This is a genomic window from Maledivibacter halophilus, assembly GCF_900167445.1.
Taxonomy (GTDB): Bacteria; Bacillota; Clostridia; order Peptostreptococcales; family Caminicellaceae; genus Maledivibacter; species Maledivibacter halophilus.
In genome coordinates this window covers 185,721-199,242 of the sequence record NZ_FUZT01000008.1, presented here as the reverse complement: position 1 = coordinate 199,242, position 13,522 = coordinate 185,721, and the positions used below count along the sequence as shown (strand labels likewise).

The 13,522-nt window shown below is 29.6% G+C and carries 9 protein-coding genes; 8 read left to right on the top strand and 1 reads right to left on the bottom strand.

Features of this window, described 5'->3' with window-relative positions; translation table 11 throughout:
- The first annotated feature begins 321 nt into the window (after positions 1–321).
- The 4 genes from B5X81_RS16290 to B5X81_RS16275 all read left to right on the top strand — a co-directional run bounded on the left by B5X81_RS16290 (position 322) and on the right by B5X81_RS16275 (position 10,715).
- On the top strand, positions 322–3,159 hold the full coding sequence (locus B5X81_RS16290) for a hypothetical protein (protein WP_079493203.1): 2,838 nt from the start codon (positions 322–324) through the stop codon (positions 3,157–3,159).
- Entirely contained in the window at positions 3,140–7,891 is a 4,752-nt protein-coding gene (locus B5X81_RS16285) for a DEAD/DEAH box helicase (protein WP_079493202.1), read from the top strand. The genes B5X81_RS16290 and B5X81_RS16285 overlap by 20 nt, the downstream gene beginning before the upstream one ends.
- Positions 7,892–8,122: 231 nt before the next feature.
- Positions 8,123–9,955 (top strand): VirB4 family type IV secretion system protein, encoded by a 1,833-nt coding sequence (locus tag B5X81_RS16280; RefSeq protein WP_330397404.1) that lies wholly within the window; start codon positions 8,123–8,125, stop codon positions 9,953–9,955.
- 1 nt (position 9,956) lies between these two features.
- Entirely contained in the window at positions 9,957–10,715 is a 759-nt protein-coding gene (locus B5X81_RS16275; protein WP_079493200.1) for a M23 family metallopeptidase, read from the top strand.
- A 24-nt stretch (positions 10,716–10,739) separates the two neighbouring features.
- On the opposite strand, the gene B5X81_RS16270 is transcribed toward B5X81_RS16275, so the two are convergent.
- Positions 10,740–11,084, bottom strand: a complete 345-nt coding sequence (locus B5X81_RS16270; RefSeq protein WP_244282127.1) for a helix-turn-helix domain-containing protein — start codon at positions 11,082–11,084, stop codon at positions 10,740–10,742.
- Between the two features lie 125 nt (positions 11,085–11,209).
- On the opposite strand from B5X81_RS16270, the gene B5X81_RS16265 reads away from it, so the two are divergent.
- Genes B5X81_RS16265 through B5X81_RS16255 form a run of 4 tightly spaced genes read left to right on the top strand, consistent with a single transcriptional unit; the run spans position 11,210 to position 13,365 of the window.
- Positions 11,210–11,422: an aspartyl-phosphate phosphatase Spo0E family protein gene (locus B5X81_RS16265; RefSeq protein ID WP_079493197.1), complete on the top strand. Its 213-nt coding sequence runs from the start codon at positions 11,210–11,212 to the stop codon at positions 11,420–11,422.
- 51 nt (positions 11,423–11,473) lie between these two features.
- Positions 11,474–11,638 carry a hypothetical protein gene (locus tag B5X81_RS27560; protein ID WP_170917467.1) on the top strand — a complete coding sequence of 55 codons (165 nt, stop codon included), beginning with the start codon at positions 11,474–11,476 and terminating at the stop codon, positions 11,636–11,638.
- Positions 11,616–12,632: a hypothetical protein gene (locus B5X81_RS16260; RefSeq protein WP_079493196.1), complete on the top strand. Its 1,017-nt coding sequence runs from the start codon at positions 11,616–11,618 to the stop codon at positions 12,630–12,632. The genes B5X81_RS27560 and B5X81_RS16260 overlap by 23 nt, the downstream gene beginning before the upstream one ends.
- A 34-nt stretch (positions 12,633–12,666) precedes the next feature.
- Complete coding sequence (locus tag B5X81_RS16255; protein ID WP_079493194.1) at positions 12,667–13,365, top strand: helix-turn-helix domain-containing protein; 699 nt, start codon at positions 12,667–12,669, stop codon at positions 13,363–13,365.
- Positions 13,366–13,522 lie beyond the last annotated feature (157 nt).

Genomic DNA, 13,522 nt, shown 5'->3' with positions numbered 1-13,522 from the left:
TAGTTCTTTTTCTATTCAACAAAACTATCAAAATATCGACAAGAATAGTCAAAGGAATTTTACAAAATCTGCATAAGTATTTATAGTAGGCAAATCAGATATAAGATGAGGTTATATAAAAATTATGAATATCTGATAACAAGATTAAAGAGCTTATAGAAATAACTTAAAGATATATCTGAATTCAAATATTACATTGTAATACAAAACACCTATTTAATGAGCGTTCCAAAATAATACGTTGATTCTAGTTTTAGTTATTACTTAAAAATAAGATTTTCTTTAGATTATATTTATGAATAAAGTTAAGGATGGTTAAGTATGAGTAAGCCTGAAAAGGTTATTAGAGTGATGGATCGAGTTGAGGAAAAAATAAATAAGTATAAAGAAGAGTCTTTAATTGGTATGGTTGAAATAGATGAAGAATCATATCAGGCTATTATAAACTTTTCTAAATCGCTAATTTGTGAAGAAGAATTTGTGCTAAAAGAAGAAAAATATGAAATTATTTCAATTGCATTAGTAAATTTTGCAATCCAAGAATATAAAAATGGTCAATTTTGGCATGAATTTGCTATAAAACTAGATTTAGATGTAGTTGATGTTATGAAAATATGTAAGCAAGCGATTGAGAAATTCTGTAATATCAAAGAATTGTATTTTCATATAGGAAATAAAAACAAAGGTTATGTTACATCAATATTGACTCATGCAATCATTCCTAATTCAAGCTTGCCTAAATTTATTGAATTCCTGCAAGATATATATTTTAAGGATTTAGAAGAGGATTATATAGATGCTGAAGTGGAAGAGCTTGTGCAATATATGCATCGTTTATTTACTAAGTATTTAGAGGATGAGGATATTAGATTGATTGTCCAAGGTTCTAAAATGACTATAGCAAGACAACAATTGCCAAAATCGTTTAGAATTGCATTTGTAAGGGCAGCTAGTATTGTTGCCCCCATAATAGAAAGATTATTATTTTATATAAATCAAGTTAACTATGGTGAAGTGATTGAGTACCTTGCTAACGATCGGTTTGATGAGTATTTTTCAGATTATGATTATACAAATAGAAAACTCAAATCTGTATCATACAAGCATAGAATTAGAAAAGAAAACATTAAGAAATTTCATATGGCTCAGTATTATTATGAAAATCGCAATTTATATTTACAGATTCCAAGACAAATCATTGACTCAGATTATATTGAGAGAGAAATTCAACTAGAAATTGTGTTTGGAGATTCGGTGATTCACCAAGAAAAAATGTTACTTACTAAAAGCAGACTATTCTTTAAAACTGAACAAATATTAGTTCAAATACCAAAGTTTCATTCTGAAATTAGTTATCGTATTAAAAGTGGAGATAAAGTTATTTATTCATCTGGAAAAGTATTATTTAGGAATTATATTATTTTTGATCTTAAAGGAAATGAAATCAGCCCTAAAAAACTGACTGACGAGACCGTGAAGGTTATTACTTATGCCCAAAATCAAGTATTAAAAGATGATGCAGAAATTGATATTGCTTATGTTTCAAACTATAGAATATCGACTGTCTTTTTAAATGAGGAATCTTTACTTTTAATAAATGATAAGGTCCTATCAACTAATGTAGCTGCTATTAAAAATGAGCTAAACAATAAATGGATATATTTAGGATTACAGGTTAAAGATTCTAATAATGATGTATATGATGTTTATTCTCAGATTCCAGATATAACGTTGAGAATTCCTTATAGAAAAGAGATTAATGATTTTATTATTTCGTTTAATGGTATGAACTTTATATTAAATGAAGTTTCAAATGTAAAACTTAGAACTATTTCAGATGGAAGTGGTGATAATTTAGCTATTATTTCTATTCAAGCTGAGCGTTTTATGAATAATAATCCAGCTAAAATAATTATTCGAGAAAAAGGGACTAGTAGAATTTATATTGAAGAAAGCATATTTATACTTAAGTCATTAGACTTCAAATTTGATAAAAGCTATTATTATAAAGAAAAAATAGCTCGAATTATTGGGCTAAGTTCAAACGAAATTGAATTAACAGAAGAACTCAAATTTCCATTAAAAGTAAACATCAAGAAAAATAAGGTTTTTAGTACTGAGTTTAATTATGACGAACGTAGATTTTTACTAGTAATTAACATACCGATTATTACTTGGCGCTTTGGGCATATAAATTCGGATATGAAAGCATGTGACAATATTTGGTGGGAAGATATTGGTGACTATAAGCTGTATATTAAATTTCCTAATAAAGAATCTAAGCTTCACATTGTTACAGGCAGTAACTATGAAAAAATTCAAGGGAAGAAGATAGGCGATGAATATAAATATTCATTAGATCATTTATTTCAAACCGTAGAAAAAGAGCCGATTACTCTCGGGGTAATAGTTGAAGGAAATGAAGAGAGGATAACTGAAGTTCATTTTAAACCATCTATTCATAATTTCTCAATTTCATATTATGATGATAGTCATGTGCTTAGAGGATTGTTTGCAAGCTGGAGTTTTTTAGGAAAAGGAAAATTGTATGCCGATATTATATATTCTCCAACAACTAGACTTATTAAAAGCTACGAAATTGACCGATATGATGGCATAATGGATAAAGATATCGAATTGTATTATAACGAACATGAAATAGTGATTTATCAGTTAAATGAAGATGATTTTTTTGGTGAAGGTATTAAAAAAAATATATTACTTCATAAAAAATTCATTGTTGGTGATCCAGTAATTGTTAAGTGTAAGAATAAAATGCTTAAAGGTATAAAGTGTATTAGTGATTCGGAAAAGTTTGAACTTGATAACTTTTACTTGAAAGATATTAAGTTTTCCCGTAAAAGGGGTTACTATGAAGCAAATGGTATGTATTTAATAAGAGACCGTTTCACTGGGCATAAACGTGAATGGTATTTTACAAAGTATAATCCATTTGTTATCAAACCAGTAGAAATTGGAAGTGATGAAATAAGTTTTGAGATTGTTGACAAGGATGAAGATGGATTGATTTATGACATTAAAACAAAACATATAAATCCTAGAGACGAAGATGGAAATGAATCAAGATATAAATTAATTGATGTAGTTATTTTAGAAATAATGGAGCGAGGTGATAAAAATGGGATTAAATCCTATTAAAGCATCAGAAAACATAGTTGAAAAATATCTGAGATATATTGAGACTACCTTTTATATCGATGATAAAGATTATATGAGACAGTTTAAGCAATTTTTAGCAAAAGCTAATTATTTTGCAAAAGGCCCTTATCTAGATTTTTCAGACTCATTTGAATTTGGAAAGAGTATTAAAAACTTAATAGATGAAGGTGTCCTAAGTAAGGAGTTTTTAAAACTATATAAATCTAAGCCTAAAATATTATCTAGACTACTTTATAAGCACCAAGAACTGTCAATTAGAAAAGTTATTATGAATAAAAATGTTGTAGTTACTACTGGTACAGGATCAGGAAAAACTGAATCCTTTCTTTTACCTGTAATTAATTATTTAATGAAACAAAAAGAAAAAGATGAATTAACTGATGGTGTAAGGGCTCTTATTATTTATCCTATGAATGCACTTGCTAATGATCAGATGAAAAGGATGAGAGAATTATTAGTTGATTATCCTGACATAACATTTGGATCGTATACTGGGGAGACAGAAAAATATGATAGAGGAGCTTTGTCTAAGTATATGTCCTTAAATAATGAACAAAAGCCAATTAAAAATGAAAGAATATCCAGAAATCAAATGAAGAAAAATCCACCACACATTCTTATAACAAACTATGCAATGCTTGAATATTTACTGCTTAGACCTGATGATAATGTGTTTTTTCATGGCGTTAATTCTACTGAGTGGAAGTATATTGTGCTCGATGAAGCTCATACTTATACAGGTGCAACTGGCATTGAAGTATCAATGCTTTTAAGACGTTTAAAGAATATCTTGAAAAGCAGAGAAGAGATCCGATTTATTTTAACTAGTGCAACACTAGGCGATGAAAAGGACAATAAAGAAATTTGTGATTTTGCATCAAGGCTTTGTACTGATGTGCCATTCGATAAAAATAGCATAGTAAGAGCATTTAGATATTCGAATTTTGATTACGATGGTTCAAAGGAATATCCTTCAGAAATTTATATGAAGTTAAATACTTTGATAGAGGAGGGAGCGTCACTTAATAAGTTTGTGAGCCTAATAAAGAAATATGATTCTGAATTTAGTAGTCAAGCTAAAAGTGTTAGTGAATTTCTTTATGATTTTCTTATACAGGATAGATTTTACTATAAAACTAGGAAAATTCTCCGGGGAGAACCCGCTACAATTAAGAAAATTACAAATCAATTATCTGTTGACGAAAATGAGTTAGTAGCTTTTGTTTCAGTAGCAAGAAAAGCTGAAAAAAATAATATTATGCTTTTAGATGCTAGATATCATATGTTTATTCGAGCTTTAGAAGGAGCATATGTTGTTTTAGGCTCGCATAAAGAGCTTTCAATTTCTCCTAGGGATAAAGCTTATATTAATGGACAAGAGTTTAAAAGCTATAAAATTTCGGTTTGTCAGTATTGTGGGCAAATTTATATTGAAGCAAAGATTAATAAAGATTCTTACTTAATTCAAAAGAAAGAAAATGAACACAATGGGATTAATGATTTTTACATGTTGTTAGGCAATGAAGATTATGAACGGTTTATAGATGATGATAACATTATGGAGAAATATGAAGATAGTATTTATCAATTATGTGGCAAATGTGGAAAAATAGAAAAAGCTAATTCTATAAATGGAAGCATGTGTGATTGTGGTAAAGAATATATTGTTAAGGTGATTGAGTCAGTCCCTAAAAATAAAGTGTTAAACAAATGTTTAGCTTGTGGTTTGATTAATAGGCGTGGAACTATCTTGAGAGGGTTTTATATAGGACAAGAAGCTGCAGCAAGTGTTCTTGGATCAAGTTTATATGAAGAAATACCGTCAGAAGAAGTAAAAGTTATCGAAACACCACATGAATTCGATGATGACTTCTTTGGAGAAAGTTCAAAGGGAAATTTTATGGTTAAAGATATCATCAAAGATAAAGTTGGAAAACAATTATTAGTTTTTTCCGACAGTAGACAAGAGGCAGCCTATTTTTCTAGTTATTTTGATTTTACTTATAATAATATTCTTAGAAGACGACTATTTATCGAGGCATTAAAAGAAATTGGTAGATATTCAGATGAAGACGGCATAGAAATAACTGCTGCTGTTAAGAATCTAGCTGCACTTTTTGAACAACACCAAATTGTAGAGCCAGATTCTTCAGTCAAAGAAGCATGGAAAACTATTCTTTATGAAATATCAAGCAATGATAGAAATAGTTTAGAAAATTTAGGCTTGATTTCATTCGAATACCAAGGACAAGATTTTTCTAAGCTTGGTCTTTATACAGGTGATGAAGTTAAAGTTATTCAGAGAGTATTGGCAAATAGTTTTAAGAGAGACTGCATGTTTGAATTTCCATTATCTAAGCAAATGCTTAAAGTAGACAAAGAGTATTATTCATATAAAGGTAATGAATTAACTATGTCATTAACAAAATGTGATAGCAAGAATATTTATTGTAAATCTTGGATTCCATCAAGAAACTCAAATGCTCGTTTTAATTATATTAAAAAGACGTTAAATTGCTTAGATAAGAAAGATATAAATAAATATTTAGATAATATTTGGAAAGGCATATTTTTAAAAAATAAAAGTTTAGTAGCACAAAGTCCAGATCAGTATATAATGGATATATCAAAATTTAAGATTCGTGCCTCCTTTGTTCATGATATAAATTGGTATATTTGTGAAAAATGTGGTAAGGTGACTGTAAATAATATTAAGGATGTTTGCCCAGCTAATAGATGTGATGGGAAGTTAAAACTATGCGATTTTGAAAAAGATTTTGCTGATAACCACTATAGAAGACAGTATTTAGAAATGAATATTTTTCCAATGAAAGTAAAAGAGCATACTGCTCAATTAAGTCCTGAAACAGCAAAGTTATATCAAGAGATGTTTATAAAAAATGAGATTAATGTATTAAGTTGTTCTACAACATTTGAAATGGGAGTAGATGTTGGTGAATTAGAAACAGTTTTTATGAAAAATATGCCTCCAACTCCAGCAAACTATGCCCAAAGAGCAGGCCGTGCTGGAAGAAGAAAAAATTCTGTTGCATTTTCGTTGACATTTTGTAGATTATCTTCTCATGATTTAACTTACTTTAATACACCAATTAGAATGATTAAGGGAAAAATTTATCCACCAAAGTTTAAGACTGAAAATGAGAAAATAGTAAAAAGGCATATGAATGCTTCAATAATTGCAGCCTATTGGAGAACAAATGTAGATGCTTATAAAGATGTAGGAACATTTTTTGATGAAGAGATTTATAATGGTTTATTAGATTATATTGATCATTTATCTAATGATATTATAAATTATATTAAAGTATTTGTACCATTGAACTTGAAAGGTAAAATAGAAAAATGGATTAGTGAACTTAGAGCTGATAATGGGCTATTAAACAAAGCGTTTATACAATACAAGTCAGAATTAGAAGAACTTAGAACATTAAAGAAAGAAGCACTTTTTAAAGCAAATTCTGGAGAATCTATGGGGCGTTATATTAAGAAAATTGATGACTATGTAAAAAAAATTAAGCATGAGAATATTCTGTCATTCTTATCCAAAAAAAATATAATACCTAAATATGGATTCCCTGTAGACACAGTTGAGCTAGTTACTTCTTTTGATAAAAATTCAATTAATACTAGTTATGGTAAATCATCTAAGTTAAGGCTTCAAAGAGATTTAATGATTGCTATTTCTGAATATGCTCCTGCCTCAGAGGTTATTGCTGATGGAAATATTTATAAAAGTCAATTCATTAAAAGGCCTACTGGACAAAATAAAGTATGGGATTTATTTGATTTTGGAATTTGTTCTAATAAGAAATGTGGGCATCTTAATATAGAAAGACATATTGATGAAGAAAGATCAAAATTTCCTAAGCCTTGTGATATTTGTGGAGAAATAGTTTTTAAGAAAAATTCATTTATTGTGCCTGAATATGGATTTATAATTAGTCCTAAAATAAATAAGTCAACCACAAAGAAGCCTAAACGAACATATAGAGGTGAGATTTATTATATTGGAGATAAAGAAGAGATTCTAGAAAAGGAAAGCAAAGAAGTTATTATAAATAACCACCGAATTAAAGTTATGTCCACTTCAAATGATGAATTAGTTGTTATCAATAATTCAAACTTTTATGTTTGTGCAACATGTGGTTTCACAATAGTAGATGAAAAACAAGATGTTAGTTTTATACCTAATAAGAAAGGGCACAACAATCCATATGGGAAACTGTGTCAAGGTAAAAAACTGTATAGAAGAACACTAGGGCACAAGTTTAAAACAGATGTCGCACGTATTTCACTCAGTGGATATTATGAAAAGGAAAGAGCATTATCAATTCTCTATTCGTTATTAGAAGGTGTTAGCCAATATCTTGGGATTGAAAGAAATGACATTTCGGGTACACTTCATTATAATAGATTAGATAGTGGTGTTTGGGAAACCAACTTTATACTATTTGATACAGTGCCTGGAGGAGCTGGTCATGTGCGTAGAATTGGAGAAGCAGACAATATTAAATTGATAAATATGTTTAAGAAATCATTAGACATTGTAAAACAGTGTAATTGTGGGAAAGACAGTAATGGAGATTCAGCATGTTATAGTTGTTTATGTAACTATTATAATCAGAAGCATCATGATATTATTAAGCGAAAATATGCTATAGAATTTTTTGAAGGACTACTTAATATATAATTAGTATTCTTTAGAAGATAAATTTATATATATCTTTTCATTGATTAATCTAAGAGATAATCAATTAGTATATATTTCTAAAAGTGTGAAGGGTTTTTATACTAAATAAAAAGGATATGAGTAATTGGTTTAGAATATATGGATAATAATATTTTTTGTTATATAAATTTTGAAAGCGAACCCCAACAGCCTTAGGGCTGTTTTTTCTATACCAAAAAGGAGGACTCTAGCTTGAAAAAACAACAAACAAAAATAAACAATTCCCTACTAAACATAATAACCCCAATGGGATTAGAAATAAAAAGAAATAGCCTAGTAATAGGAGAAAACACAGGCAAAATATATGGTGTAGTCAAATACCCGCAAAAAGTAGACTATGGCTGGCTGAGCAAAATCACCAATATTCCCAGCAGTGTCGTAAGCATAACCTTCAAGCCAATAGACAATGGCAGCTTTATAGAAAGCCTTTCAAGAAGTGTAATTCATAATAGAAGCACAGCTGAAAGTGCAAGAGATCCATTAACACAAAAAAGAGCAGAAAAGGCTGCAATTGATGGTGAAAAAATAATGGTTCAAATTGATCAGGCTGGAGAAACTGTTGGACTTATGAGTATTAACATTATGCCAATATCAAAGGATGAAACCACATTTGATAAAATAAGGCGAAAAACAGAAAGTACAAGTGCTATGCTAGGATGTAAGCTTAGAGGGCTAGCCAATTTACAAAAAGAAGGCTTTAAAATGCTTTCTCCTTTTTATTCTATGGAAGAAAGTATAGAGCAAATATTAGGAAGAATTATCCCATTATCCACCTTTGTAGGTGGATTTCCTTTTTCATCAAGTGGCTACAATGACAATGCAGGCTATTACATTGGAAAAGATACAGCAGGAGGTCTTATTATAGTAGACCCCTGGAAGCGTGGAGATGATAGAACTAATACCAACATGGTTATTATGGGTATAGCAGGAACAGGTAAGTCTACAGCAGTTAAGCATTTGGCATTATCAGAGTATATGACAGGAACTAAGATTATCTTTTTAGATCCTGAATCAGAATATAAAGAAATGACTAAAAAATTAGGTGGTGACTGGATAAATGCAGGTGGGGGAAAGGGTGGAAGAATAAATCCATTACAAGTACGACCTACCCCTAGAGATGATGAAAATGAAGAAAACAAGCTATATAAAAATGAAGATGGTAATGGGATGGGAGATCTTGCCCTTTATCTTAAAAACTTAGAAATATTCTTTTCTCTATATATTCCTAGTCTTACGGATATGCAAAAAGCTATTTTAAAAGACTGCTTAATTCAGCTTTATAAAGAGTTTAATATTAATTGGACAACGGATATAACAAAGCTTAATAATGAAGATTTCCCTATTATGAGTGATTTATATCAGCTTATAATGAAAAAAGCAAAGGAAATTGAAGCTAAAAATACTCCTGATGAAAACAATATCTACCTACAATTATCACTTCTATTAAAGGATATTGCCTATGGAAGTGATTCATTTCTTTGGAATGGTCACAGTACTATCAATACCATATCTAATTGTATATGTCTTGATACCCACGATTTACAAAATACCAGTGATAGTATAAAGAGGGCACAATACTTTTTACTACTTAACTGGTGCTGGCAAGAAATGAGTAGAGACAGAGAAGAAAAAGTTTTACTAATTGCTGATGAAGCCTATCTGCTTATAGACCCAAATGTACCTCAGTCTTTAGTTTTTCTAAGAAATGTTGAAAAAAGAAGCAGAAAATATGAAGCGGCTGTAGGAATTATATCACATAGTGTAGTAGACTTTTTAGACCCAAGCATAAAGAATTATGGACAAGCTCTATTGGATATACCTTGTATAAAATTACTCTTTGGTACAGATGGAAAAAATCTTCAAGAAACCAAAGCATTATATGATCTAACGGAAGCAGAAACTGAATTGCTTGCAAGTAAAAAGAGAGGAAATGCACTTATGATGATAGGAGCTAAGCGATTACAGGTGAAGTTTGAGATAGCTCAGTGGCGATTTGATTACTTCGGTAAAGCAGGAGGGAGGTAATATGGCAATAGGTCTTAAAACAGCCTATGCAATAGCAAAGTCAGCTATAAGTATAGCAGCAGACGAAGAGAAAAGGAAAAAGCTATTTTTAGTACTACTAATACCTTTGATAGTAGTTCTTTTAATACTAAGCATATTGGTATATATCCTTACAAGTCCTTTATCATTCATAACAGATTTTTTCCTTTCTAATGAGGAAAATACAGCAATGAAAGAATTTAAAGCTGCCTATGAAGATACAATAAAGCTTAATATGGGTCAGCTAATATTTAATGGAGAGTATCCAATGCCAGCAAAGGGTAAAATAACAAGTCCCTATGGATACAGAACTCATCCAGTTACAGGGAAATATAAAATGCATACGGGTATTGATATTGGTACAGCATGGCATACGGAAATAATAGCTATAGCCAATGGACAAATAGCAAAGGTAGGAATAGACAAAGGCTACGGTCAATATATCATAATAAAGCATGATACAGAAAAAGAAACCTTTTACTCAGTATATGCCCATTTATCAAAGATTTTTATTTTACCAGATGCAAAGGTAAAGCAAGGGGAAGTTATAGCACTTGAAGGTGGTGACCCAGAAAAAGATCCACTACCTGGTATATCAACAGGACACCACTTACACTTTGAAATAAGGAAATCATTAAGCTCTAGAAGTCATACTAATCCAGTAGAATATTTATTTGATACATCTAATAAAGAAGATGAAGAAGGCTCAAAGGAAATACAGGATAAAGTAAATAGTAATTAAGCTAGGAAGATATTAATAAAAAACTTATTCTTCACCATCAGCATATCCTAAAGCTATTAAATAATTTTTAATAATCTCTTCTAAGCAATGAAGTTCAGTTCCACTTAATTTGGATAAGGATTTAGAAATATTATCAACATCTACCTGATTAGTAACTCCCATTAATAAGTAATCAGTACTAACATTTAGCGCCCTTGCAACCTTTATAACACTTTCAGCACGTAGGTTTTTTCTTCCAGTTTCAACAGAAGAAAAAAATTGATGACTTAAATCAGATTTTTCAGCAGCTTGCTCCTGGGTATATCCAAGCTGCTTCCTTCTAAGCATTATTCTTTCTCCAATAGTTCTAGATAAATTTTCTTTACTCAAAATAAACACCTCTCTTATCATTTAGCCTATAATAGAATTTTATCTATTATAGACTGAAAATATAACTACCAACAGTTGCATTTTTGCAACAAAAGATATAATATGATATTTGAGAGGTGAAAAAAATGGGAAAAATAGAAATAGGTAGACAAAAAAATATAGAAGAAATAATTAAAAAATTAAGGCTTAAATTAAATATAACCTATGAAACAAAGGGACATACAAAGGAAGTAATAAGATTAAGTCAGGAGTTAGATAAATACATTTCATTGGCACAGAAAGAATTATTAAGCTTGGAAAATAATGAAGAAAATCATATGAATGGAAGTAAAAAGTAAGAAGGCACTTTAAATAGTGTCTTTTTTAATACGAGGATGGAGGTCAGTAATATGAAAAAGAAAACTCTTATAGAGCTATTCATCTACATCATAATTGTCATAGTAGGTATAATAATGCTATTTACATACAAGCCAAAGATAAAGGAGATTAAAATACCAGTAGAAAATACTCAAGCTGAGGAGGTAGAGGTTGATGATTTTATACCTATCCAGTAATGAGAATATGGGATTGTTAGATTATCTGATTGATGATAAAAAGCTGGTTATCAAAAAATTATTAGGAGAATTTAACCTAAATAAATTTGTAATCCACGATATGAGGAATTTAAGTCACTGCACACAAATAATTATAGATTTAAAGGCTGTAACTGACACTGAAGAAGAAGTAATAAATGCAATTACAGCTTTTAAAGCTATATATAATGCAAGGATTGTAATACTGGCAGAAGGATTAAATCATGGAGAAAATTTATTAAGGAAATTGATAGATATTGAAGTGTATAACCTAGTTACAGCAGAGACTATTAAAGATATGCGTAAAGAAATAGAGCAGTGCATTATAGGTGAGGGAATGACATATCAAGACTGCTTAAAATTTATGGTAGATATAGATACTGGCTATACAAGAAAATTTAACTTTAAAGGACAAAATATTAAAATCGTTGTAGCAGGAGTAATGCATAGAATTGGAACAACGACTACAGCTATGAATTTAGCTAATTATCTTGCAGGTATTGGTGCTAAGGTTTGTTATGTAGAAAAAAATAAAAGCGGCCATATGAAAATGATGTCTATGTTTTACAATGAATTATCCAATAAAGATAGTATTATTGAGTATAAAGGAGTTAGGTATTATAGCAATGGCCAGAAAATAGAATCCGACTATCATTTCATTATTTATGATATTGGAAAGCTTACAGATAAGAATATAAGCATATTTAAAAATAATAATAACAATATTCTTTGTGCAGGAACTAAGCCTTATGAGGTGAAGATGTTGTATAAGATAGTAGAGATGATATTTGATATTGAAATGGATATAGTTTTCTCACTTACATCATATAGGGAGGGAAATAAGATGGAAAAATTGATGAGTGAGCTTGGGAAGAGATACTATTATTTAGACTATTCTCATGATTTATTTAATGGTAACGTGAATAAAGAAGTGTTTAATAGATTATTAGAAGATCATATTGAGGAAGTGTTGTAGAAGCCAATTTTTTATTACTGGAGGGATTTTTTAAATGAAAGAAAAAACAATTACAAAAGTAGATATTCTAAATACTGTGTACAGCTCTAATCTACCAAGTAGAGCTGTCACAGTTATTTTTTATTTGATAAATAGATGTAATAGGGAAATGACTTGCTTTCCTGCTGTTAAGACTATATCCAAGGATTGTAGTATATCAATAAGAACAGTAAGAAGAGCATTAAAAGACTTAGTGAAAGTAGGCTTGGTAAAAAAAGAAAGTAGATGGAGAGAAAATGGAGGACAGTCTTCCAACTTATATACCTTGCAAATTTTGAAAAACAAAAAAAGCAGCAGAAGTAAGAATACAGAAGAGAAAGATCAAGCAGTAGATAAAGAACCAAAGACTAAAAGCCAAGAAGCTATTAAGAATATTGATTTTTCTTATTATGTAAAAGAAAATCCAGAAAAGGATATCGATAACAAAGACAAGCTAAAAATAGATAAAGAGACAAATAGGATTAAAGACAATAATAGCGTAAATGAGTTGGAAACTGTTAAAGAATATACTTCTAAGGATTTAAAAAATCAAAATAAAACCAGTAAAGCTTATATAAGTAAGCAATCATCAATTTTTCATATAAAGTCGCTTAATCTACTAAATAAAGTTAAAAACAACATTAAAGCATGTTTACAAAGACTAAAACTGCATATGGATAAAGGGCTAGAAAATATTATGGCAGAGGGAGGGTGACAGAATGTATATCCCAATAACTATACACTTTAATAAAATATTAGGATATAGAAAAATAAGTATAATTATATAGTATAAAAGCTATTATTAGAGTATTATAAAGTGTATTTATTATGAATCCTTATTTATTAGAAGTTATTATAAAAATGATTGGTAA